Genomic DNA, 21886 nt, shown 5'->3' with positions numbered 1-21886 from the left:
GCTAGGGTGGGCCGCGTTGTTACTCCCTGAGTCGATCGGCGCGGACCGCGCCGGGATGTATCGAGGTGCTGGTTTCGTGCGCAAGTTGTTGAGTCTGGTCGTGGTCGCGGCCCTGGGGTCGTCCCTGGTGGCCTGCGGTTCCGAGAAGGAGCCCGAGTTCGGGGCGGGCGGGATCAAGGTGACCTCGGACTTCGGCCAGAAGCCGACCGTCACGCACCGCGACGGCGACCCGGACAAGACCCTGGTCACCGAGGTCCTCAAGGAGGGCGACGGGCCGGTGGTCAAGAAGGGCGAGCTGCTCACCGCGAACTACCTCGGGCAGATCTGGCGCGACGGCAAGGTCTTCGACAACTCCTACGACCGCGGCGCGCCGTCGTCGTTCCCGATCGGGGTCGGTGGCGTCATCTCCGGCTGGGACGAGGGCCTGGTCGGCAAGAAGATCGGCAGCCGGGTGATGCTGTCGATCCCGTCCGACAAGGGCTACAAGGAGACCGGGAACGAGCAGGCCGGGATCAAGGGTGACGACACGCTGATCTTCGTCGTCGACCTGGTCGGCGCGGCCGCCAACGACACCCCGCTGGACGCGAACCCGGTGCCCCCGTCGACGCCGACCAAGATCTCCGTCAGTGGTCCGCTGAACGCCGAGCCGAAGGTGACGGTCGCGGCCGGCACCAAGCCGCCGGCGAAGCCGGGCAAGCCGGTCGTCTTCGCGCTCGGCAAGGGCAAGCCGATCGAGAAGGGCAGCCAGCTGATCGGCCGGTACGTCGTCTACGACTACGCCGGGAAGAAGCAGGCCAGCACGTGGGACGGTCAGCCGGCCACCGCGCAGAGCCCCGCGCAGCCCGGCGCCCCGACCGACCAGCTCCAGGTCGGCCCCGGCCCGAGCGGCCAGACCGGCGCCCTCGACGGCCTCGCCGGCGTCCCGGTCGGCAGCCGCGTCCTCGTCGAGCTCCCGCCGTCGAAGGACCAGGCCGGCAAGACGATCAACGCTTTCGCGGTGATCGACATCCTGAACGCCTTCCCCGCCCCGAAGCAGACGGGCCAGTAAGAACACCGGCCTTCGGCCGGGAGGTGGTGGTTGCTTCCCGGCTCCGAAGCAGACGGGCCAGTAAGGCCTTAGCCAGTCATCAAAGGGCCGGTCTCCTACCTGGGGACCGGCCCTTTGCTGTGAACCAGCGGGCCGTCTGGGGGTGCAGGGTCAGGGCGAGGGCGGTCAGCACTGCGGTGAGGTGGATCCAGCGAAGGACGGCGATGGTTGCCCAGGTGACGGACCAGTCGATGGTGGACAGGTCGCCGTTCTGCATCAGCCAGCTGATCGGTTCGGAGACCAGGGAAGCCACGCCGACCGTGCCCAGCAGCCCGGCCAGCAGATAACGCGACCACCGCACACCACGCCGGAAGTAGCGGTCGATCACCACGAACAGAGCGCCGTAGATCACCGCACGTACGGCGATCTGTCCCACCAGTGCCGACATCGAAGCGCCGTCCCCATGCGCCTGGATCACCTGGACCACGGTCTCCGCGACTCCCGCGCCCACGGCGACGAGCCACAGGGAGGTTGCCCAGCGGGCGGTCAGTGGTGCTTCTGCACGAGCAATCGTTGCCATGCTTCCAGCGTCACCGCAGAAGCCCTCGGAAACAGGAGTCCTGCGACCACACTCCAGGTGGAGGTACACCCACCGCTCAGCCGCGCTCCAGCCCCACGGACCGGTCCTGAACCCGTACCGCCGCCTGCCCCGTCGCGACCGGTGCCGACGCACCCGTCACAACCGACTGCGTGCGCCCGACGTGCTCGTAGAACGCCTGCTGGCCCGCGGCGTACGCCATCACGTCGATGTCCTGCGGCAACCGCAGCGCCTCCCCGAACACCCGCGCGTGCGACACCACCAGCAGGGTCCGGATCGTCGCATCGCCACCGCGCTCGTACTCCGGTCCCTGGTACAGGAAGTACTGCGCCTCCACGAAGGCCAGCCGCTTGGAGCGATCGGCGAACAGATCGGTCTGCCCCTCCGCCCGCTCGCCCTCGAGATCGGCGAGGATGCCGAACGCCTCGCGCTGCAACGCGTGCCGGTCGCGCTGCTCGCCCGTCACCGTGGCGTAGAACCCGTCGATCGGCCGCTCGAAGCCGGACGCGGAGGCCGCGAGCCCGCCCCGGATCAGCTGGTTCCCGGCGATGGTCTCGCCACTGGGCACCTTGACCCAGTTCTGCAGTACGTCGCTGTCCGGCGCCTCGGCCGCGAACCGCGCCTCGATGATCGTGGCGAGCCGGGCAGACAGCCGGCTCGCCGGTGTCTCGATGCCGCTGGTGATCACGCCGGTCTCGGTGTTGATCCGGCCACCCTCGCTGCGCATACCGCGACCGAACTTGTCGACCATCGACTGCGTCGCGGCGATCGGCGTCCGGTACTGCTCGAGCTCGGAGTTCGGGCTCCGGCCCTCCGCGTGGTGCGCGAGCTGGAACCGCCACTCCGCGAGGTTCCGGTACAGCTGGACGAAGAGGGCCGACCGCTCGGCCGGAGTCGTCGCGCCGTCCAGCTTCGGCCCGAGCCACTCCAGTGCCTGATTGGCGGCCGCGGCCTGGAACTCGGCGAACCGTCCCTGCTGATCCCACAGCGCCGGGTTGCTCGTCTTCTTGATCAGGTCCGGTGTCGGGAAGCTCGCGGCGGTGATGATCACGGCACATCCACCAGGCCGGCCGCATGTCTGCCCGCGGCGGCCGCGGCCTCGAAGTACGCGCGGTCGCCGTCCAGATCGCGCCCCATCGTCGACAGCTTCACCGGCGCGGCCTGCATGGCCTCGTACAGCCCGTCCACGCCGATCCGCACGACCCGATGCCGTGCCTTGAGCGGCTCGGCGGCGTCGCGGACCGCGTCACCGAAGTCACCCGGCAGATCGGGTACGACGACGTCCGCCGGCTGCAGCGCGACCCGCCCGTACGCGGTCAGGCTGTGGTGCGAGATCCCTCGGTGCCGCGGTCGCGGATCGGCCTCGGAGATCCTCAGCGACGCGACCGCCCGGCCGCCGAGTGTCCCGATCGCGTTGACCGCCTCACCCGACTGCACACCGGAGAAGCCCCACCGAGTCCCGGTGCCCAGATTGCCCGGCCCCTGCGTCAGTACGACGAGCTCTGCCGACAGCACGTGGACGGCGGTCAACAGCCCGGTGTGGACCGTCACCGCCTCACGGTCCCCGCCGTACGCCTGTCCGACGGTCACCGTGCCGCTCAGCCAGCCACTGTCGCGCAGCGAGGCCACAGTGCGTGAGAACGCGAGGGGGAGTGCCCCACCGTCGGTCATGACATACACAACCCGGGTTGTAGGCCGAGCCTCGTAGACCCCGGCCAGTACGGCGGGCAGCGCGGAGTGCAGGTCCGCCACGACCACCGGCGTACGGAACAGGTCGTCCGCATCCCGCAGTACGTCGTGATCCGGGGAGTCCTGCTCGTCCGCACCCATCACCATCGCCTGCAGCGGCGTGTACCGGGCTTTCACCAGATGACCGCGCTCCGGCGGGTCAGCCGGCAGCCGATCCGGTACGGCGACGACCAGCGCGTACCCGCCCGTCCCCAGGCCCCGATCGAGCGCACCGACGTTCAGCAGCACCCGGTCGCCGGCCACCGGCGTACCGACGAGCTCCGGATAGGCCAGAGCACGCACAGCCTGCGATCCGACCGTCACAGTCAGCTCAATCGCACCGGTCCAGGCCCGCCCGACCTCACGCACCACACCGTCCCGCCACCGAATCACACGCCGACATTAGCGGGTCGAACCCGTGTTCGAAGGTATCGGTGCGGGAAGGCGGGTTTTGACGCTCCGAGGCCGTAAGGTGGTCGGGTGTCGGCGCGGAAGAGTGAGCGACTGCTCAACGTGGTCATCTGCCTCCTGGTCGCGCGCACCTACGTGACCAAGGAACGCATCCGCGAGGTCGTCGAGGGGTACGCGGGCCAGACCGACGACGCCTTCGAGAAGATGTTCGAGCGGGACAAGGACGAGCTGCGCGACCTCGGCATCCCGATCGAGATGGGCACGATCGACAAGTTCTTCTCCGACGAGGTCGGCTACCGGATCCGCCGGGACGTGTTCGAGCTGCCCGAGGTGCACCTGGAGCCGGACGAGGCCGCCGTCCTGGGCGTCGCCGCCCGGGTCTGGCAGCACGCCAGCCTGGCCGAGGCGACCACGTCGGCAGTGCTCAAGCTGAAGGCGGCCGGCATCCAGACCGACCAGTCCGCGCTGAGCGCGATCGAGCCGCATGTGGGCGCGTCGGAGCCGGCCTTCGACCCACTCTGGTCGGCTGTGGTGAGCCGGACCGTGGTGCGCTTCCAGCACCTGCGCAGTGGCGCGTCCGAGCCGACCACGCGGACCCTGGAGCCCTGGGGCATCGTGTCCTGGCACGGCCGCTGGTACGTCGTCGGCCGGGACCGCGACCGTCAGGCCACCCGGATGTTCCGCCTGTCGCGGATCGGCGGGGACGTGAAGACGGTAGGCGACCCGGGCGCGTTCGTCGTGCCGGAAGGGACCGATCTGCGCTCGCTGGTGTCCGAGCTGGGCCCGCCCCGGCCGACATCGGAGGCGAAGGTCCGGGCCCGCACCGGGTCCTGTGTGAGCCTGCGCCGCCGGGCCAACGCGATCGAGCCCTACGAAGAGGGCTGGGACCTGTTGCACGTCCCGTACGCCGACTCCGGTGTCCTGGCCGAGGAGATCGCGTCGTACGGCCCGGATGCGGTCGTCGAGGGACCCGGCGACGTGCTGGACGGTGTGCTCTGGCGGCTGCGGACAGTGGCTGGGGTCTCATGAGCAATGCGCGTGACCAGGTGCAGCGGCTCCTCGCGCTGGTGCCGTACCTGCGGGAGAACGACGGTGCCCGGGTCGACGACGTCGCCGCGGAGTTCGGCGTACGGCCGAAGCAGATCATCGCGGACCTGAAGGTGCTGTGGTTCTGCGGTCTGCCCGGGGCGCAGATGGGCGATCTGATCGAGATCGACATCGAGGCGGCCGAGGGCGACGGCGTCATCCACATCAACAACGCCGACTACCTGGCCCGCCCGCTGCGGCTGGCCGCGGACGAGGCGCTCGCCCTGCTGACCGCCTTGCGCACGCTGCGCGAGGTGACCGCCGGGCAGGACCGGGACGCGGTCGACCGGGCCATCGCCAAGCTGGAACGCGCCGCGGGGGAGGCGGCCGCGGCGAGCGAGGGCGCGGCGGCGCACGTCCACGTCGAGCCGGCCGATCCGGAGATCGCAGCGACGGTCAACCGGGCGCTCGCCGGTCAGCGCCGCCTGCACCTCACATACGATGTCCCGTCGCGCGACGAGACCACCGAGCGGGACGTGGACCCGATGCGCCTGGTCGTCTCGGAGGGCCGGACCTATCTCGAGGCCTGGTGCCGGCTGGCCGAGGACGTCCGGCTGTTCCGGCTGGACCGGATCGCCGCCGTCAAGCTCCTCGACCTCCCCAGCGAGCCGCCGCCCGAGGCGACCCCGCGCGACCTCTCGAACGGCATGTTCCAGCCGTCCGAGCGCGACCTGCTCGCGACCGTCCGGCTGGCACCGCCGGCTCGCTGGGTCGCCGAGTACTACCCCAACGAGTCCGTCGAAGAGGGCCCGGAGAACTCCCTCATCGTCAAGCTCCGCGTCGCCGACACCGCGTGGCTGCAGCGCCTCGTCCTCCGCCTCGGCGGCGCCGCCACGGTCCTCGACCCACCCGACCTCACCACCCAGATCGCCGCCACGGCCCGAGAAGCCCTCTCCGCCTACGACGACTAGCCCCCGCCCTCGGGGGCAGTGGGAGTGGGTCAGCTCTGGCTGAGTTGCTTCTCCAAAGGAGAGCGGAAGCGGGGGGTTACGCGGACGCCGGCCAGCCAGGTGGTCCAGCGGTCGGCTTCGGCTTCGATCAGAGCCGTGGTCTCGGCGCCGACGTCCTCCAGGAGCTGGTAGCGGACCTCGCCGGACTCGGGCTGGCCCCAGCCGCCGACGATGCGGCCGTCGGCCCAGATGGTCGGGCCGATGTTGCCGGTGGTGTCGAAGAGCCTGGCTTTGTGGGCGCCCAGATACCAGTCGCGTTCCTTCCAGCCCATCGGTGTCGGGTCGAGCGCGGGCAGGAACGCGACCCACGGGTCGACCGGGACCTCCGGCGCCTCGTCACCCGGCAGGACGTACCCGACCTGCCCGTCCAGGTCGACCGGGACCGCCTCGACCGCGGTGAGTGCCTTCTTCGTCTGACCGCCGGTCCACCCGGCCCACCACTGCAGATCCGCCGCCGTACCCGGACCGAACGACGACAGCCATGCCCGCGCCAGCGTCGTTCGCGCCTCCTCCGCGGTCGGCTTCTGGCTCAGCCCACCGGGCAGCCAGTCCTCTGCCGGCGACCACTGGTGCTGACCGCTCAGCCACGTCCCCAGCGGGCGGCCACGCACGATCCGGCCGTCCGCGGACAACTGGAACAACACCCGGCTCGTCACGTACGGCTGAGCGGCGTACGCCTTGCCCTCGGCCATACTCAGCCGGGTCCGCAGCCGCGGCTCGTCCGCGGACAGCTCCTGCGCCGTCGCCGATCCACGCAGCGCCAGCGCGGTCGCCGTCGACTCCTCGACCGCCCGCAGCCACTTCCCGCACGCCTCCGCGTCAGCCGCCACACCGGCCTCGGTCAGGTGCTTGACGAGCAGCTTCCGCTGTTTGACCGCGATGTCGTCCGTGCACGCCGCCTGCACCACAGGCGCGAACGCAGTCGGTACGACGAACACCGTCCGGCGCATGCCGAGCATCCGGATCAGCGCGCGATCGTCGTACAACGCACGCTCCGTGCCCGCGACATCACTCCCTGGTACGCGCGCCGCCACGCTGAGGTGAACCGTGGCCGGATCCGTGGCGTGCAACGCGACCAGCGCCGTGGCCGCCGCGACCGGATCGGCCGCCTCGCAGCCTGAACCGAGCCGATGCCGCCTCCCGAGCCGCGCCCGCCGCTCGTCCACCCCGATTCGCAACATCCGCAGCCCCTCGCTCACCGAATACCCACTGACCCCTCGCCACGCGGTCGTACTCCGCAGACACACGGTTTTACCATCACGTTCCGACACCGTTGTCCGCAGAGACTCCCCGCGGGGCGTGGGCGATGGACGGTGACCGGCTAGGCTCCTGGGTATGTACTGGTTCCTGCTCTTCCTCGCGGTGCTGGCGGTGTGGCTTCTGGTCCTCGCCCTGCTCGCGAAGCGGCTGTGGGGCCAGGGCAAGGCGCTGACGCGTGAGTTGGTCGCCGCCCAGTCCAAGCTGGACGCCGCCCAGTCCGCGGCCGGGTCTGGACCGACCCAGCGCGACGAGCACGCTCCGGCGTAGTATCGGCCCACGTTCGCACGCTTGAGCCACGAGTAGATGTTTGTGAAAGGGAGATCGACATGGCACTCCTAGGGATGCCCCAGGGCGCAGAGTGGCTCGTCATCCTCGCGATCGTCGTGCTGCTGTTCGGATCGGCCAAGCTGCCGGCCCTGGTCAAGCAGCTCGGCAAGTCGAAGAAGATCTGGGAAGAGGAAGTCGGCCCGAAGAAGAAGGACTCGGAGCTGACCGAGGGCACCACCCAGGCGCCGACGCAGCAGGCTCCGCAGGCCCAGCCGCAGGCGGCCCAGCAGCCGAACCAGGTGAACGGCCAGGCGCCGGGCGACGGTCTGCCGCCGACGCACACGGCCAACTGAGCCGAGCGCCCCGCCTGTGTCAATGGTGAAGTTCGGGCGACGTAAGGACAAGAAAGAACTACGCCCGAAAGACGACGAGGGTCGGATGACCCTGCGCGAGCACATTGTCGAGCTGCGCAACCGGCTGCTCATCAGCGTCCTCGCGATCGTGGTCTGCACGGTGCTGGGCTGGATCTTCTACAACGACGCGTTCAAGTTCCTGACCCAGCCCTTCCACACCAGCGTCGGTGACCTGGCCCGGGAGCAGGGCAAGGAGCCGATCCTGACGTTCCCGGGGGTCGGCGACGCGCTGACGTTCCGGATCAAGATCTCGGCGCTGTTCGGCCTGGTGCTTGCCAGCCCGGTCTGGCTGTACCAGCTGTGGGCGTTCGTCGCACCCGGCCTGCACCGCAACGAGCGCAAGTGGGCCTACATCTTCTCCGGAATCGCGGCGCCACTGTTCGCGACCGGTATGGCGGTGGCGTACTGGACGCTGCCGAAGGGCATCGCGATCCTGATCAGCTTCACGCCGCTCGACATCCAGAACCTGATCGAGCTGCCGACCTACCTGGACTTCGTCATCCGGACGATGCTGGTGTTCGGCGTCGCCTTCCTGATACCGCTGGTCGTCGTGCTGCTGAACATGGTCGGCGTGGTGCCGGCCAAGGCGCTGAGCAAGTTCCGGCCGTACATCATCCTGGTGATCTTCGTGTTCGCCGCGGTCGCGACGCCGTCCGGTGACCCGTTCACGATGTGCCTGCTGGCGATCCCGATGTGCCTGCTGTTCTTCGCCGCCGAGGTCATCTCGCGGTTCAACGACAAGCGCCGAGCGCGCCACACCGAGGAACTCCTGAGCGACTGATGAGTAGGCGTATTGCGCTGGTGGTGAATCCCACCGCCGGCCGGGGCCTTGGGGCCCGGATCGCGCCGTTGGTGCGGGAGCGGCTCGCGGCCGCCGGGCTGACGGTCGACGTGCATGCCACCACGTGCGCCGAGGATGTCGGCAGGATCTCCGCCGAGGTGGTCGCGTCCGGCGCGGACGCGGTCGCGCTGATCGGCGGGGACGGCACGATCCACCTCGGTGCGCAGGTGCTGGCCGAGTCCGGGATGCCGTTCGGCGTGATCCCGGCCGGCACCGGGAACGACTTCGCCCGCGGCATCGGCGTACCGCTGAAGGACCCGGCCGCGGCGGCCGACCTGATCGTGGCCGGCAAGACCCGGACCGTCGATCTCGCGACGGCCGAGGGCAAGTTCATCACCACGGTCGTGGCCGGCGGCTTCGACTCCCTGGTGAACAAGCGCGCCAACGCGATGAGCTGGCCGAAGGGCAACGCCCGCTACACGGTCGCGACGCTGGCCGAGCTGCGCACCTTCAAACCCCTGGAGTACGTCGTCACCGTCGACGGCGAGGTGATCGAGACCAAGGCCATGCTGGTCGCGGTCGGCACCGGGCCGACGTACGGCGGGGGACTGCAGATCTGCGCCGGCGCCGAGATCGACGACGGCCTGCTCGACATCACGATCATCGAGCCGGTGTCGCGGCTGACCCTGCTGCAGCTGTTCCCCAAGCTGTCCAAGGGCACCCACGTCGGCCATCCGCGGGTCCGCGCGCTGCGCGGCCGCTCGGTCCGGATCGAGTCGCCGGGCATCACGGCGTACGCCGACGGCGAGATCCTCGGCCCGCTCCCGGTCGAGGTCGGCATCGCGCCGGGCGCGCTGACCGTCTTCGCCTGAACCGGAGAAACCTTAACGTCCGGGGTATTCTCAGCGCTGCCCTCCGTCTGATAGGAAAGCTTCCTAACAGTTCGCCCTCGGACGCCCCTCGGAGGAGCCATGCAGAACCGCCCCACCCGCCGGACCACGCTGTTACTCGGACTGTCCCTCGCGGCGGCCCCGGCAGCCGGCCTCGCCGCCTCCCGCTACGCACCGCACGCCGATGCCGCGGTCCAGGCGGTCGGTCTCGACGATCCCGCGAAGAAGGAGATCGCGATGAAGATCGTCTGCAGCGCGGAGAACTCGTCGCTGGACTGGAAGGCGCAGTACAAGTACATCGAGGACATCGACGACGGCCGCGGCTACACCGCCGGCATCATCGGCTTCTGCTCGGGCACCGGTGACATGCTCGAGCTGGTCGAGCTGTACGCCGACCGCAAGCCGAACAACGTGCTGCAGAAGTACCTGCCGGCCCTGCGCCGGGTGAACGGCAGCGACTCGCACTCCGGCCTGGACCCGAACTACACCAAGGACTGGAAGACCGCCGCCAAGGACACCGTCTTCCAGCAGTGCCAGAACGACGAGCGCGACCGCGTCTACTTCAACCCGGCGGTCTCGCAGGGCAAGTCCGACGGCATCCGGACCCTCGGCCAGTTCTGCTACTACGACGCGATCGTCATGCACGGACCCGGCAACGACGCCACCAGCTTCGGCGGGATCCGCAGCCGCGCGCTGAAGAAGGCCAAGCCGCCGTCGCAGGGCGGCAACGAGACGACCTACCTCAACGCCTTCCTTGACGCGCGTGTCTGGGCTATGAAGCAAGAGGAGGCGCACGGCGACACCAGCCGGGTCGACACCGCTCAGCGCGTCTTCCTCCGCAACGGCAACTTCGACCTGAACACGCCGCTCGACTGGAAGGTGTACGGCGACCCGTACCACATCGGCTGATCCCGGACTCGCAGCCGGGCTCCCATCGACCACCAGGGAAGGGAGCCCGGCTGTGTCACGCCCGGGGTGACTCAGGCTGTGTGGCCGCCGGGTCGGCGCGGTCGGTGCGGTGGTCCGCCTCGGCGCGCCGGCGCAGCATCGAGAGCATCGTGGCGAGTTGTTCGAGGTTGCCAGCCGGGAGAACCGAGCCGATCCAGGTGGTGAGCTCGGCCTCGACCGTCGGGGTCGCGGCGGCGAGCACGCGCTCGCCCTCCGGCGTCAGTTCCACCAGCGAGGAGCGCCGGTCGTGCGGGTTCGCCGTACGGCGGACGCGGCCGGCGGACTCGAGGCGGTCGACGGCCTTGCTGGTGGCGCCGACCGTGATCGCGATGTCGTGGGCCAGGTCGTAGACCCGCGCGGTCCCGCGCGCCGCGATCACGCGGAGGAACTCGAACTGGCCGAGCGGGAGCTCGTGCTCCGCCTTCAGCCGGGTGTCGAGCACGTTGTAGAGCCGGGTCTCCAGCCGGACCAGGTCCGTGAACAGTGATGTGAGATCAGTCACAGGTAGATCCTGACGATCGCGGAATTGGATTCCTCGGAATGTAGTTGTGGGGAACTATATTCCTTGGAATCTATCAGGAGGCGGACCATGAGTCAGGACCAACGAGCCACGGCGCGCGGCATGATCTCCAAGGGCGATCTGTCCCGGTCGCCGGCCCAGCAGCGCGAGGACTTCGACGCGGTGTTCGGGGCCATCCCGCTCGGTGACGACGTGACGCTCGCGCCGCGCACGCTGGGTGGCGTGCCGGCGCTGGACGTGAAGGTCGCCGGGGCCGACGGGCACGGCGTGATCCTGTACCTGCACGGCGGGGGATACGTGATCGGGTCGGCGCGCACCGGGGCCGACCTCGCCGCTCCGCTGGCCCGTCGGACCGGCCTGCCGGCGGTGTCACTCGACTATCGCCTGGCGCCGGAGGCCGCGTTCCCGGCGGCGGTCGACGACGCGTTGGCGGCGTACAAGGAACTCCTCGAGGAGGGCGGCGAGATCCTTCTCGCGGGCGACTCCGCGGGCGGTGGGCTCGCGATCGCCGTGATGCTGGCGGCGCGCCGGGAGGGCTTGCCGTTGCCGGCCGCGGCCGTCGTTTTCTCACCCTGGGCCGACCTCACGCTCTCTGGAGCCAGCATGGACACCCGCGGTGACTTCGACCCGCTGTTCAGCCGGGCGCACATGGAGGCGTACGTCGACCACTACCTCGCCGGCCACGACCCGAAGGACGAGTTGGCGAGCCCGCTGCTCGCGGACCTGACCGGACTGCCGCCGCTGCTGCTCCAGGTCGGTACGGCGGAGGTCCTGCTGGACGACTCGCTCCGGCTTGCGGCCCGGGCCGCGGAGCACGAGGTCGACGTCAGCCTGGACGTCGTCGCGGGCGCGCCGCACGTCTATCAGTACAACGTCGGCCTGATGGATGAGGCCGACGCGGCGCTCACCCGGGCTGCCCAGTGGCTGACCCAGCGTGGCTTTGGGGGTGGCGTCGCATAGCCTGGGGCAGTGAGCGAGCGGAGCGAGGTCACCATCAAGCACAGCGCATGTCGTGTCTCATCCGCGCCCGGAGCGAAGCGAGGACGTGGATGAGCACCCCGTCCGAGAAGTACGCAGTGTTCCGCTCGGACCAGGAGCATCCCGCTGTGAAGGAGTTCCGGGCGCTCTATGACTTCAAGCTGGACGACTTCCAGCTGCGCGCCTGTGCCGCCCTTGAGGACGGTCACCAGGTGCTGGTCGCCGCGCCCACCGGCTCCGGGAAGACCCTGGTCGGCGAGTTCGCCGTCCACCTGGCCCTGCAGCGCGGGCAGAAGTGCTTCTACACCACCCCGATCAAGGCCCTGAGCAACCAGAAGTACGCCGACCTGGTCAGCCGCTACGGCTCCGACAAGGTCGGCCTGCTCACCGGCGACAACTCGATCAACTCCGAGGCCCCGATCGTCGTCATGACGACCGAGGTCCTGCGGAACATGCTGTACGCGGGTTCCAGCACCCTGCTCGGCCTCTCGTACGTCGTGATGGACGAAGTGCACTACTTGGCCGACCGGGCTCGCGGCGCGGTCTGGGAAGAGGTGCTGATCCACCTGCCGGACTCGGTCTCGGTGGTCTCGTTGTCCGCGACCGTGAGCAACGCCGAGGAGTTCGGCGACTGGCTGGAGACCGTCCGCGGCAACACCGTCGTCGTCCTGGAGGAGAAGCGGCCGGTTCCGCTGTTCCAGCACGTGATGGTGGGCAAGCGGCTGCACGACCTGTTCGCCGGTGAGGCCCCGACCGCCCGGGTCGGGGCCCCGGCGAAGAACAAGTCCGGCAACCCCGCGAAGGCCAACCAGGTCGACCTCAAGGACCTGGTCAACCCGCAGCTGGTCCGGATCGCTCGTGACGACAACCGGATCTTCCGCGACGACTCGCGCAAACCCCGCCGGCGCCGGGATCTCCCGAAGACCCGGCCGGCCCGGACGCACTTCACGCCGTACCGGTCCGACGTGGTCGAGGAGCTGGACGCGGGCGCGCTGCTGCCGGCGATCTACTTCATCTTCTCCCGCAAGGGTTGCGAGGACGCGATGCTGCAGTGCCTGCGGTCGGGGCTGCGGCTGACCAAGCCGTCCGAGCGGGACGAGATCAAGCGGGTCCTGGCCGAGCGGACCGCCGACCTGCCGGACGAGGACCTCGGCGTGCTCGGGTACCACGACTTCTCCGAGGCGCTCAGCCGCGGCATCGCGGCTCACCACGCGGGCATGCTGGCCGCCTTCAAGGAGGTCGTCGAGGAGCTGTTCGCGCGCGGCCTGATCAAGGTCGTCTTCGCCACCGAGACGCTTGCCCTGGGCATCAACATGCCGGCCCGCACCGTCGTGCTGGAGAAGCTCTCGAAGTGGAACGGCGAGGCGCACGTCGACATCACCCCGGGGGAGTACACCCAGCTCACCGGCCGGGCCGGCCGGCGGGGCATCGACATCGAGGGGCACGCGGTCGTGCTGTGGCAGCCCGGGTTCGACCCGCGGGCCGTGGCCGGCCTGGCGAGCACCCGTACGTATCCGCTCCGCTCGTCGTTCTCCCCGTCGTACAACATGGCCGTCAACCTGGTCCGCCAGGTCGGGCGGACCAGGGCCCGCGACATGCTCGAGCTGTCGTTCGCGCAGTTCCAGTCCGACCAGGCCGTCGTCGGCCTGGCCCGGCAGGTGCAGCGCAACACCGAGGCGCTCGAGGGCTACAAGGAGTCCATCGACTGCCACCTCGGCGACTTCCTCGAGTACGCCGACCTGCGCCGGCGGATCGGTGAGCGCGAGGCGTCCGGCTCGAAGCGGCGCAAGCTGGACCGCCGGGTCGAGGCGCAGGAGTCGATCGAGAAGCTGCGCACCGGCGACATCATCCGGATCCCGGCCGGCCGCAGCGCGGGCTGGGCGCTGGTGCTCGACCCGGGGATGCGCTCGGAGCGCGAAGGCCCGCGGCCGACCGTTCTGACCCTGGACCGCCAGGTGCGGAAGCTGTCGATGATCGACTTCCCGACGCCGGTCGAGGCGATCAGCACCCTGCGGATCCCGAAGAAGTTCAACCCGCGCAACCCGCAGCAGCGGCGTGAGCTGGCGCAGGTCCTGCGCAGCCGCACCGACATGCTCGGCGAGGACGGTCCGCCGTCGCGCACCCGGGGCCGCGATGCCGTTCCGCACGCCGACGATCCGGAGCTGCAGGAGATGCGGGCGCAGCTGCGTGCGCACCCGTGCCACGGCTGCTCCGACCGCGAGGACCACGCCCGCTGGGCCGAGCGGTACTTCCGGCTCGACCGGGAGAACCGTGACGTGCAGCGCAAGATCGAGCAGCGGACGAACACGATCGCCCGCCAGTTCGACCGGGTCTGCCAGGTCCTCGACGCGCTGCACTACCTGGACGGCGACAAGACCACCGAGGCCGGCGACCGGCTGGCGCGGATCTACACCGAGCTCGACCTGGTCGCGGCTGAGTGCCTTCGGCAAGGAGTTTTCGACGACCTGACGGTGCCCGAGCTGGCGGCGTGCCTGGCCGCGCTGGTGTACGAGGCGCGGTCGAAGGACGAGCCGACGTCACCACGGTTGCCGCGTGGCGACGTACGGCAGGCGCTGGAGCGGATGGGTGCGATCTGGCGCGACCTGTCGGCGCTGGAGCGGGACATGCGGGTCGACTTCCTGCGGTCGATGGACCTCGGGTTCTGCTGGCCCGCGTTCCGGTGGGCGTCCGGTGCGTCACTGGCCGAGGTGCTCTACGAGTCCGACCTGGCCGCCGGTGATTTCGTTCGTTGGGTGAAGCAACTGATCGACCTGACCGAGCAGGTCGCCGACGCGGCCGGGCCGACGCCGTTGCGCTCCACCGCTCGATCCGTCGTCGACGAAATCCGTCGCGGAGTCATCTCCTACGCGTCCATGGTCGACGAGGTCTGAGAACGAACCTCTCCGGTGAGAGACTCCTCAGGCACTACCCCCTGCCTTGAACACCTGAAGGAGAACACGTCCGTGGAGCTGACGCGCCGGAACCTCGGCAAGCTTGCTGTCGCCACCGGGGCGGTCGCCGCCGCCGGGACCGGAGTGGGCACCGCCCTGAGTCGTTCCGCCGATGCCGCCGCCACCTGGAACACGACCGGGACCGCGGTCTCGGCGCTGGCCGGTTTCGACAACCAGATGAAGACCTTCATGCAGGCGCGCGGCATCACGGCCGGCCAGCTGGCGGTGACCTACAAGGGCCGCCTGGTGCTTGCCCGCGGCTACAGTACGTCCACCGCGCTGACCGTCAACCCGACCTCGCTGTTCCGGGTCGCGAGCCTGACGAAGTCGTTCACGGCCGCCGCGATCGTCAAGCTGGTGCAGGACGGCAAGCTGAGCCTGTCGACGCCGGTCACCAGCATTCTCGACATCACGCCGGCGACCGGCCTGACCCGGGACTCGCGCTGGTCGACGATCACGATGTGGAAGCTGCTGCAGCACCTCGGCGGCTGGGACCGCGACGTCTCCGGTGACCCGCTGGCCAAGGACGCCGTGATCTCCCGGACGCTCGGCGTACCGATGGAGCTGCAGCACGCCGACGTGATCAAGTACATGGCCGGGCAGAAGCTGGACTTCGCGCCGGGCACCAAGGTCGCGTACTCGAACTTCGGGTACCTGCTGGCCGGCCGCGTGATCGAGAAGCTGAGTGGCCTGAGCTACGAGAACTACGTCAAGCAGAAGCTGATGGCCCCGCTGAAGATCACCCGGATGACGCAGGGCTACACCATCGCGAAGCACACCGGCGAGACGTCGTACGAGTCGCAGTACACCGCGCCGACCGTGCTGGACATGTCCGCGAAGACCGTGGCCGCGCCGTACGGCTCGTTCAGCATGCGGCTGCACGACGCGAACGGCGGCTGGATCGCCAGCGCTCCGGACCTGGTCCGGTGGGCGAAGATGTTCGACGCGCCGACGAGCGTGCTGAACAGCACGTCGCTGTCCCACTTCTGGTCGAAGCCTTCGACCGGGGTGAACCCGGACGGCTGGTACTACGGCCTCGGCTGGCAGGTCCGACCGGTCACGTCGGGCGGCACGGGACGCAACACCTGGCACACCGGAAGCCTGCCGGGCACGTTCACCATCGTGGTCCGGACCTACAACGGGATGAGCTGGGCCGCGCTGTTCAACCGCCGCGACGACGCCAGCGGCAAGTCGTACGGCGACATCGACGCGGCCCTGTGGACCGCCGCCAACGGCGTGAAGTCCTGGCCGACGACCGACCAGTTCCCGAAGTACTTCGCTTAGAACATCAGCGCCCGGAAGTGCGGCGTACTGATCTGGGCCTCGCCGGCCATCTCGGTCAGTACGCCGCGCACGGTGTCGATCGCCTCGTCACCGAACCGCCTGCGCAGCCTGCGCTCGTAGGCCTGGTGGAACTTCCGCGCGGCCTGCAGCGCTGCCTCGCCTTTGGCGGTGAGCTGCAGCAGGCGGGCCCGCGCGTCGGTGGGGTCGGGGCGGCGTTCGACGTAGCCCCGGCGCTCCATGTCGTCGACGATCTGGCTCGCGCCCTGCTTGGTGATCTCCAGCCGCTCGGCCAGCCCGCTGATCGTGGTCGGCCCGGCGCCGAGCGTGCGCAGCACGAATCCGTCCGACCGGCCCTGGTCGTCGAATCCCTGCTCGGCGGTCGCCGCGCGCAGTGCGCGGACGAACTCCTGGTCGGCCAGCAGTAACAAGATCCCGAAATCCGGCTTGCCCGATCGCGTCATGCGAGCCATGATAGTCAAGCTGGCTTGGTCAAGTCAGCTTGACTACTTGGATGGGGGAAGCATGCAGGTCATTCGCGCGGCCGAGGCGCCGCGGTTCCAGCTGCACGGCGTCGAGTTCACCGGACTGGCGGCGCCGAGCCGCGGGTCCGCCGGTCTGTGCACCTGGAAGCTCACGGTCGATGCCGGCCACGGCGGCGGCGAGCCGCACACGCTCGACCGGGACGAGGTGTTCATGGTGCTCACCGGCACGGTCCAGGCCACCCCGGACGGCGACAAGCTCGGCCCCGGCGACGCTGTCGTCGTACCGGCCGGCGAGCCGATCTCACTCACCAACCTCGGCGAGGGCGAGGCCGAGCTGTACGTCGCCATCACGGCCGGCTTCACCGGCACGATGGCGGACGGCACCACGATCCAGCCGCCCTGGGCCCAGTGAGTCAGCAGCGCCGGATGGGTGCGGTGTAGGTGGTGTTGCTCGCGGTGGCGACGTAGTAGTCGGTGACCCAGGAGCCGTCACTCAGCCGGTTCCACACCGACGTCGTGCCGACCTTCGATCCGGGGGCCTGGCAGGTGATCCACGCCAGCGAGCCGATCGGCAGCGGGCTCGGGTACGCGGCGTACGCCGTACCCGGGCCGTGCCGCCGGGTCAGGTTGTTGATCGTCGTCTGGAACGGCATGCTGCAGCCGGGGATCGGTGCGCTGTAGCCGGTCTTGTTCGGCGTCCTGACGTAGTAGTCCGTCACGTAGGTTCCGTCGATCAGCTTGTCCCAGACACTGGTGGTGCCGATCTTCGGGCCGAAGGTCTGGCACACGATCCGCACGGCGGCGTTGGCGGGAATCGTCGACCTGACCGGATAGGCAGTCGACGGGCCGCTGTAGGAGTGGATCGTGGTCCGGACCGTGTATGTGTACCAGACGCTCGCGACCGGCGCGTCGAAGCGGTCGTTGTCGATGTTGAGTGTCACTCCGCCGTACGTCTCGTTGTGGTCACCCCGGTACTGCTTGCCGCGCTGTCCGACCGCCCAGAAGGTGTTGGGGACAGTCGGCCAACCGGTCAGCGAGCTGTTGAGATCCCAGCGGGCGATCCACAGCGCATCCGGTCGCGCGTACGACGTCGAGTTGTAAGCGGCGGCCAGGTCCGGTGCGCCCGAGTTCTGGTGGCCGTAGACGCCGGACAGGTATCGCTGCAGGTGCAGTTCCTTCGTCCACGCGGACAGGTAGTGCAGGACGGCCGAACGGCAGATGGTGTTCGTGTTGTCGTAGTGCTCCATGTCGTTGTAGATCGCACTGCCCGGCAGGATGCCCAGCGCCTTGGCCTTGGCGACCGCGTCGGTGGCGTCGCGGATCGCGTCCCGGTTGGAGGAGGCCGTCGACATCTTGTACGTCCGGGTGCTGCAGGGCGCCTGGAGGCCCAGGTAGATCGGGACCAACCGCCAGCCCATCGCAGTGACGGCGGTGACCCAGTTCGCGGTGAGCTGTGGTTGCGCACAGCTCCGGTTGACGCCGCCGATGTAGATGCCGATCGCCTTGTACGGCGAGGCTTTCCAGGCGGTCATCTGCGCGAGCGTCGGCGCCGTACAGGTGTCGAACGCCAGCCCGGTGAAGCGCGTCGCCGTGGTCCCGGCGTTGTAGGTGATCGGTGTCGTCGGCTCGGCCAGCGCCGGTGTCGACGGACCCAGTAGCAACGTGCCAGCAGCAACCACGGCGACTTTGACCTTGAACATGACGGCCACCCCCAGCTCTCAGTAGACGCTCAGTCACCCACCTCGGCAAGACCCCTGAAGATCACTGCCAGCGTGCGCCGCCGCAGATCCGCCGGCCAGCCACCTTGCTGGGCCGCTTGAGCGGCCGCCGTCAGCAAAGCCATCACCTCATCGACGCGGACGGTGGATCGCACCTCGCCGGCGTCCTTCGCCTCCTCGAGCAGCCTCTGCGTCTCGTTGGTCAGTCCTCGCAGTGCGTCGCCCACATCGAGCTCGGGTCCGGCGAGGGCGGCAACCACGGTCCTCGTCCGGACCGCCTCGTCGACGACCGCGCTGATGAACTCGAACAACGTCGACTCGGCGGCGAGCGCGATCAGTCCCTGCAAGGACTCCTTCATGATCGCGACCAGCAACGCGTCCTTGGTCGGGAAGTGCCGGAACACCGTGCCGACCGCGACGCCCGCCCGGACCGCCACCTGCTCGGTCGTGGCCTTCGGCCCGTGCTCGGCGAACGCCTCCGACGCGGCGGCGAGGATCGCGGCCCGGTTCCGCTGCGCGTCCGCGCGGGGTGTCATGCGATCTCCTCTGGAAACCTGAGTGGCCACTCACTATAGTCGGACTGAACCTGAGTGATGACTCATTTTCTGGAGGGTGACATGTCCGAGCTGCATGCGGTGATCGAGCGGATGGGCGCCGGCTGGCTCGGCGACCCCGCCGCGATGGACGACCTGTTGGCCGACGACGTGGTGATGGAGGTGCCGTTCGCGGCCGGCGGGCCGCGGCGGTGGGTCGGGCGGGAGGAGTGGCTCGCGTTCGCCAGGCCTGCCCGGGAGGGCTTCCCGGTGCGGTTCGACTCGTTCACCAAGCTGGCGGTGCACGAGACGCTCGATCCGGAGGTCGCCGTGATCGAGTACGAATTGGGCGGCGAGATCCCTGCCACCGGGCAGCGGGGTGCCGCGCGGTTCATCGGCGTACTGCGGGTGCGTGACGGGCGGATCGCCGGGTGGCGCGAGTACCAGGACACCTCTGCGATCCGGCAGGCGTTAGGTTGAGGGCAACGCCGAGTTGGGAGGATCGCATGCCGGAGATCGTGGAGATCGGGGAGCGCCCGTACGTGGCGCTGCGGAGCAAGGTCGCGATGGACGGGATCGCGGCGTTCGCGGACCGGATGCGCGAGGTGATCGACTGGCTCGCCGCGCACGAGATCGCGCCGAACGACGCGCCCTTCTTCAAGTACGACGTGGTCGACATGGAATCCGGGCTGGTGATGGAGATCGGGTTCCCGGTCGACGACCTGCACCACGGTGAGGGGGAGATCGTCACCGGCGTACTCCCGGCCGGGCGCTACGCGAGCGTGAACTACCACGGCCACCCGGACGGCCTGCTCGACGCGACCCGCGACCTGCTCGACTGGGCCTCCGCCGAGGGGCTGGAGTGGGATGCGAACGGCGACAACTGGACAGCCCGGCTGGAGATCTACAAGTCCGACCCGCGCGAGGTCCCGGACATGGCCGACTGGGACACCGAGCTCCAGTTCAAGCTGAAGGACTAAGTGCCCACTGTTCTCGCGGGGCTGAGCCGGCTCGACCCCGAGCGGATCCGGCACGTCGCCTCACCGCTGATCGAGCTCGGGTGTGCGCTCCACGTCCTGGCCGAGCCCCGGCACCACGATCGGGTCGAGTGGGCTGTCGCGGTGCGGCTTCCCGCCGTACTGCGTGAGGAATTGGCGCAGTGGACGTGGACTGTCCGGGCTGTCCGGTCCCGGTTCTTCGCGACGAGTGGTGCGACCGGTGCGCCTTCGTGGGACGAGGAGCTGCGGGCATTGCGGGCGCGTACGCCGTCCGAGCTGGCTGCTGAGTTGGTGCGGCCGTTACGGGGGCGTCCGTTGAGCAGCCGGACCACTGACTCGGACGCCGTACTGCACTGGGCTCGCAGCCGGGGCCGGGGTGTTGCTTCGTTGGTCGAGGCGTTGCTGACGGACCCAGCGGAGCCGGTACGTCGGTTTCTCGATCTGCTGGACGCTTGCTGGGTCGAGTGGTTCCGGGACGTGTGGGAGGAGTCGCGGGACGCTTTGGCGGCGCGCGGGCGGCAGGACCGGGATTTGGCTGTCCGGGATGGCGTTGGGGCGATGCTGCGGACGCTGGACGGGTCTGTCGCCGTACGCGATCCCGACAGCGTGGTCGTGCAGAAGGTGCAGAGCAAACGGATCGAGCTGGCGTCGCGGTCGCTGTTGCTTGTCCCTAGCAACTACATTGCGCCGCATCTGTTCCTGGGCGATATCCCTGGTGAGCCGCTGACGATCATCTATCCCGCTGGTGGGCGCGGTGCCGCCGTACCCACCGCCCAGCAGGTCCGCGCCCGCCTGGAAGCCCTGGCCGCCCCCGACCGCCTCCAAGTCTGCCGAGCCGTAGCCAGCGAACCCCGCACCGCCGGCGAGATCGCCGCCCTGTGGAGCCTCCACCCCACGCAAGTCACACGCCACCTCAGAGCCCTCACCCGAGCCGGCCTGGTCACCGCCGAACGCCAAGGCCGCTTCGTCGCCTACCGCCTGGACGAGTCCGCCCTCACCACCCTCGGCACGGACCTCCTCACGCTCATCATGCGGTGAGTCCTCCCTCGCGGCCTGCTACGCGCGCTCCTGTCGTCGCGTGCTACGCAGTCCGCCCCGCCCGCCCTTAGGTGTGCGGGCTGCCGCCCGCGTGAGAGCTGAGTGGATCGTGGATCCGGGAGCCGCTGTGCTGCGGGGCGGACCCGCGGGTGTGCGGGCTGCCGCCCGCGTGAAGGCTTGGAGACTGTGCGGCCGGGAGCGGCTGTGGTGGGGGTTGGTGTGGTGGTGTCCCCTCGCGTCCTGCTACGCGCGCTCCTGTCGTCGCGTGCTACGCAGTCCGCCCCGCCCGCCCTTGGGTGTGCGGGCTATCGCCCGCGTGAGAGCTGAGTGGCCCGTGGATCCGGGAGCGGCTGTGCTGCGAGGCGGGTGCCCGCGGGTGTGCGGGCTGCCGCCCGCGTGAAGGCTTGGAGACTGTGGGGCCGGGAGTGGCTGTGGTGTGGGGTTGGTGTGGTGCTGTCCCCTCGCGGCCTGCTACGCGCGCTCCTGTCGTCGCGTGCTGCGCAGTCCGCCCCGCCCGCCCCAGGTGTGCGGGCTGCCGCCCGCGTGAAGGCGGAGGAGCCGTGGATCCGGGAGCCGCTGTGCTGCGGGCGGGCCTGCGGGTGTGCGGGCTGCCGCCCGCGTGAAGGCTTGGAGACTGTGAGGCCGGGAGTGGCTGTCGTGTGGGGTTGGGGTGTCGAGCACGCTCACCGACCCGCGATGGGCGGACACGACCGTACTCACCGGCGACGCCGCGGCCGCGATCCGCGAGCTGAAGGCCAAGCCGGGCGGCGAGTTGCATGTGCACGGCAGCGGGAAGCTGATCCGCTGGCTGCTCGACAACCAGTTGGTCGACGAGATCATCCTGCTCACCTATCCCGTGGTCGTCGGCCAGGGCACGCGGCTGTTCCCTGCCGCCGGGCCGGACACCGCGCTCGAGTTGGTGGATTCTCGGTCCACCCCGCAGGGCATCACGATCCAGATCTACAGGCCCAGCGGGCGCCCGCAGTACGCAACCTCCTGAAGCCCCGGTCCGTCTATCAGACGTC

Annotated in this window: 24 protein-coding genes; 16 read left to right on the top strand and 8 right to left on the bottom strand. The window is 69.6% G+C overall.

The annotated features are described in order from the left end of the window. Positions 1 to 76 precede the first annotated feature (76 nt). A complete protein-coding gene (locus ACZ6O0_RS29190; protein WP_465768191.1) occupies positions 77 to 1048 on the top strand; it encodes an FKBP-type peptidyl-prolyl cis-trans isomerase in 972 nt (323 codons plus the stop codon). A gap of 79 nt (positions 1049 to 1127) precedes the next feature. Here ACZ6O0_RS29190 and ACZ6O0_RS29185 read toward each other — a convergent pair whose 3' ends face one another. The 3 genes from ACZ6O0_RS29185 to ACZ6O0_RS29175 form a co-directional block, all read right to left on the bottom strand. Continuing rightward, a complete protein-coding gene (locus tag ACZ6O0_RS29185) occupies positions 1128 to 1607 on the bottom strand; it encodes a hypothetical protein (protein ID WP_465768190.1) in 480 nt (159 codons plus the stop codon). A gap of 76 nt (positions 1608 to 1683) precedes the next feature. Beyond that, on the bottom strand, positions 1684 to 2676 hold the full coding sequence (locus ACZ6O0_RS29180; RefSeq protein WP_465768189.1) for a hypothetical protein: 993 nt from the start codon (positions 2674 to 2676) through the stop codon (positions 1684 to 1686). Continuing rightward, entirely contained in the window at positions 2673 to 3746 is a 1074-nt protein-coding gene (locus ACZ6O0_RS29175; protein ID WP_465768188.1) for a DUF3866 family protein, read from the bottom strand. Before ACZ6O0_RS29175 ends, ACZ6O0_RS29180 begins: the two co-directional genes overlap by 4 nt. Before the next feature lie 87 nt (positions 3747 to 3833). Between ACZ6O0_RS29175 and ACZ6O0_RS29170 the strand changes: the two genes are divergently transcribed. Both ACZ6O0_RS29170 and ACZ6O0_RS29165 read left to right on the top strand, forming a co-directional pair. Further along, a complete protein-coding gene (locus ACZ6O0_RS29170) occupies positions 3834 to 4793 on the top strand; it encodes a helix-turn-helix transcriptional regulator (RefSeq protein ID WP_465768187.1) in 960 nt (319 codons plus the stop codon). Then, positions 4790 to 5761, top strand: coding sequence for a helix-turn-helix transcriptional regulator (locus ACZ6O0_RS29165; RefSeq protein WP_465768186.1), 972 nt, complete (start codon positions 4790 to 4792; stop codon positions 5759 to 5761). The genes ACZ6O0_RS29170 and ACZ6O0_RS29165 overlap by 4 nt, the downstream gene beginning before the upstream one ends. A gap of 29 nt (positions 5762 to 5790) precedes the next feature. Here ACZ6O0_RS29165 and ACZ6O0_RS29160 read toward each other — a convergent pair whose 3' ends face one another. Next, positions 5791 to 6981, bottom strand: coding sequence for a winged helix DNA-binding domain-containing protein (locus tag ACZ6O0_RS29160; protein ID WP_465768185.1), 1191 nt, complete (start codon positions 6979 to 6981; stop codon positions 5791 to 5793). A gap of 154 nt (positions 6982 to 7135) precedes the next feature. Between ACZ6O0_RS29160 and ACZ6O0_RS29155 the strand changes: the two genes are divergently transcribed. From ACZ6O0_RS29155 to ACZ6O0_RS29135, 5 genes are all read left to right on the top strand, one after another. Further along, positions 7136 to 7327: a hypothetical protein gene (locus ACZ6O0_RS29155; RefSeq protein ID WP_465768184.1), complete on the top strand. Its 192-nt coding sequence runs from the start codon at positions 7136 to 7138 to the stop codon at positions 7325 to 7327. A 59-nt stretch (positions 7328 to 7386) separates the two neighbouring features. Further along, complete coding sequence (locus ACZ6O0_RS29150) at positions 7387 to 7680, top strand: twin-arginine translocase TatA/TatE family subunit (RefSeq protein ID WP_465768183.1); 294 nt, start codon at positions 7387 to 7389, stop codon at positions 7678 to 7680. A gap of 85 nt (positions 7681 to 7765) precedes the next feature. Next, on the top strand, positions 7766 to 8521 hold the full coding sequence (gene tatC, locus ACZ6O0_RS29145) for a twin-arginine translocase subunit TatC (protein WP_465768182.1): 756 nt from the start codon (positions 7766 to 7768) through the stop codon (positions 8519 to 8521). Next, positions 8521 to 9393, top strand: a complete 873-nt coding sequence (locus ACZ6O0_RS29140; protein WP_465768181.1) for a diacylglycerol/lipid kinase family protein — start codon at positions 8521 to 8523, stop codon at positions 9391 to 9393. The genes tatC and ACZ6O0_RS29140 overlap by 1 nt, the downstream gene beginning before the upstream one ends. Positions 9394 to 9492: 99 nt before the next feature. Next, positions 9493 to 10320: a chitosanase gene (locus ACZ6O0_RS29135; protein WP_465768180.1), complete on the top strand. Its 828-nt coding sequence runs from the start codon at positions 9493 to 9495 to the stop codon at positions 10318 to 10320. 55 nt (positions 10321 to 10375) lie between these two features. Here the strand turns inward: ACZ6O0_RS29135 and ACZ6O0_RS29130 are convergent, their stop codons facing one another. Then, positions 10376 to 10861 carry a MarR family winged helix-turn-helix transcriptional regulator gene (locus ACZ6O0_RS29130; protein WP_465768179.1) on the bottom strand — a complete coding sequence of 162 codons (486 nt, stop codon included), beginning with the start codon at positions 10859 to 10861 and terminating at the stop codon, positions 10376 to 10378. 87 nt (positions 10862 to 10948) lie between these two features. Between ACZ6O0_RS29130 and ACZ6O0_RS29125 the strand changes: the two genes are divergently transcribed. The 3 genes from ACZ6O0_RS29125 (at position 10949) to ACZ6O0_RS29115 (ending at position 16092) form a co-directional block, all read left to right on the top strand. After that, positions 10949 to 11839 (top strand): alpha/beta hydrolase, encoded by an 891-nt coding sequence (locus ACZ6O0_RS29125; protein WP_465768178.1) that lies wholly within the window; start codon positions 10949 to 10951, stop codon positions 11837 to 11839. Between the two features lie 89 nt (positions 11840 to 11928). Next, positions 11929 to 14748 (top strand): DEAD/DEAH box helicase, encoded by a 2820-nt coding sequence (locus ACZ6O0_RS29120; protein ID WP_465768177.1) that lies wholly within the window; start codon positions 11929 to 11931, stop codon positions 14746 to 14748. A gap of 72 nt (positions 14749 to 14820) precedes the next feature. Beyond that, on the top strand, positions 14821 to 16092 hold the full coding sequence (locus ACZ6O0_RS29115; RefSeq protein ID WP_465768176.1) for a serine hydrolase domain-containing protein: 1272 nt from the start codon (positions 14821 to 14823) through the stop codon (positions 16090 to 16092). On the opposite strand, the gene ACZ6O0_RS29110 is transcribed toward ACZ6O0_RS29115, so the two are convergent. Then, a complete protein-coding gene (locus ACZ6O0_RS29110; protein ID WP_465768175.1) occupies positions 16089 to 16553 on the bottom strand; it encodes a MarR family winged helix-turn-helix transcriptional regulator in 465 nt (154 codons plus the stop codon). The two genes, ACZ6O0_RS29115 and ACZ6O0_RS29110, sit on opposite strands and share 4 nt — an antisense overlap. 61 nt (positions 16554 to 16614) lie before the next feature. On the opposite strand from ACZ6O0_RS29110, the gene ACZ6O0_RS29105 reads away from it, so the two are divergent. Beyond that, positions 16615 to 16986, top strand: coding sequence for a cupin domain-containing protein (locus tag ACZ6O0_RS29105; RefSeq protein ID WP_465768174.1), 372 nt, complete (start codon positions 16615 to 16617; stop codon positions 16984 to 16986). Position 16987: 1 nt separating this feature from the next. Here ACZ6O0_RS29105 and ACZ6O0_RS29100 read toward each other — a convergent pair whose 3' ends face one another. Together ACZ6O0_RS29100 and ACZ6O0_RS29095 are read right to left on the bottom strand one after the other, a co-directional pair. After that, entirely contained in the window at positions 16988 to 18274 is a 1287-nt protein-coding gene (locus ACZ6O0_RS29100) for a glycoside hydrolase domain-containing protein (RefSeq protein WP_465768173.1), read from the bottom strand. Between the two features lie 29 nt (positions 18275 to 18303). Then, positions 18304 to 18828 (bottom strand): SbtR family transcriptional regulator, encoded by a 525-nt coding sequence (locus tag ACZ6O0_RS29095; protein WP_465768172.1) that lies wholly within the window; start codon positions 18826 to 18828, stop codon positions 18304 to 18306. Between the two features lie 81 nt (positions 18829 to 18909). Here ACZ6O0_RS29095 and ACZ6O0_RS29090 point away from each other — a divergent pair, with 81 nt between their 5' ends. The 4 genes from ACZ6O0_RS29090 (at position 18910) to ACZ6O0_RS29075 (ending at position 21861) form a co-directional block, all read left to right on the top strand. After that, positions 18910 to 19305: a nuclear transport factor 2 family protein gene (locus tag ACZ6O0_RS29090; protein ID WP_465768171.1), complete on the top strand. Its 396-nt coding sequence runs from the start codon at positions 18910 to 18912 to the stop codon at positions 19303 to 19305. Positions 19306 to 19331: 26 nt separating this feature from the next. After that, positions 19332 to 19805: a GyrI-like domain-containing protein gene (locus ACZ6O0_RS29085; RefSeq protein WP_465768170.1), complete on the top strand. Its 474-nt coding sequence runs from the start codon at positions 19332 to 19334 to the stop codon at positions 19803 to 19805. After that, entirely contained in the window at positions 19806 to 20861 is a 1056-nt protein-coding gene (locus ACZ6O0_RS29080) for an ArsR/SmtB family transcription factor (RefSeq protein ID WP_465768169.1), read from the top strand. A 670-nt stretch (positions 20862 to 21531) separates the two neighbouring features. Beyond that, the gene (locus ACZ6O0_RS29075) at positions 21532 to 21861 is read left to right on the top strand and encodes a dihydrofolate reductase family protein (RefSeq protein WP_465768168.1); all 330 of its coding nucleotides are present in this window, start codon (positions 21532 to 21534) and stop codon (positions 21859 to 21861) included. Positions 21862 to 21886: the final 25 nt, after the last annotated feature.

The sequence above is a fragment of the Kribbella sp. NPDC048837 genome, assembly GCF_055586945.1.
This window is presented reverse-complemented; position numbering and strand designations above follow the sequence as displayed.

Coding starts and splice junctions, on each gene's coding strand:
- ACZ6O0_RS29125 (WP_465768178.1), top strand. CDS start 10,949: ATGAGTCAGGACCAACGAGCCACGGCGCGCGGCATGATCTCCAAGGGC.
- ACZ6O0_RS29095 (WP_465768172.1), bottom strand. CDS start 18,828: ATGACACCCCGCGCGGACGCGCAGCGGAACCGGGCCGCGATCCTCGCC.
- ACZ6O0_RS29135 (WP_465768180.1), top strand. CDS start 9,493: ATGCAGAACCGCCCCACCCGCCGGACCACGCTGTTACTCGGACTGTCC.
- ACZ6O0_RS29120 (WP_465768177.1), top strand. CDS start 11,929: ATGAGCACCCCGTCCGAGAAGTACGCAGTGTTCCGCTCGGACCAGGAG.
- ACZ6O0_RS29165 (WP_465768186.1), top strand. CDS start 4,790: ATGAGCAATGCGCGTGACCAGGTGCAGCGGCTCCTCGCGCTGGTGCCG.
- ACZ6O0_RS29185 (WP_465768190.1), bottom strand. CDS start 1,607: ATGGCAACGATTGCTCGTGCAGAAGCACCACTGACCGCCCGCTGGGCA.
- ACZ6O0_RS29085 (WP_465768170.1), top strand. CDS start 19,332: ATGCCGGAGATCGTGGAGATCGGGGAGCGCCCGTACGTGGCGCTGCGG.
- tatC (WP_465768182.1), top strand. CDS start 7,766: ATGACCCTGCGCGAGCACATTGTCGAGCTGCGCAACCGGCTGCTCATC.
- ACZ6O0_RS29160 (WP_465768185.1), bottom strand. CDS start 6,981: ATGTTGCGAATCGGGGTGGACGAGCGGCGGGCGCGGCTCGGGAGGCGG.
- ACZ6O0_RS29090 (WP_465768171.1), top strand. CDS start 18,910: ATGTCCGAGCTGCATGCGGTGATCGAGCGGATGGGCGCCGGCTGGCTC.
- ACZ6O0_RS29100 (WP_465768173.1), bottom strand. CDS start 18,274: ATGTTCAAGGTCAAAGTCGCCGTGGTTGCTGCTGGCACGTTGCTACTG.
- ACZ6O0_RS29150 (WP_465768183.1), top strand. CDS start 7,387: ATGGCACTCCTAGGGATGCCCCAGGGCGCAGAGTGGCTCGTCATCCTC.
- ACZ6O0_RS29110 (WP_465768175.1), bottom strand. CDS start 16,553: ATGACGCGATCGGGCAAGCCGGATTTCGGGATCTTGTTACTGCTGGCC.
- ACZ6O0_RS29105 (WP_465768174.1), top strand. CDS start 16,615: ATGCAGGTCATTCGCGCGGCCGAGGCGCCGCGGTTCCAGCTGCACGGC.
- ACZ6O0_RS29155 (WP_465768184.1), top strand. CDS start 7,136: ATGTACTGGTTCCTGCTCTTCCTCGCGGTGCTGGCGGTGTGGCTTCTG.
- ACZ6O0_RS29140 (WP_465768181.1), top strand. CDS start 8,521: ATGAGTAGGCGTATTGCGCTGGTGGTGAATCCCACCGCCGGCCGGGGC.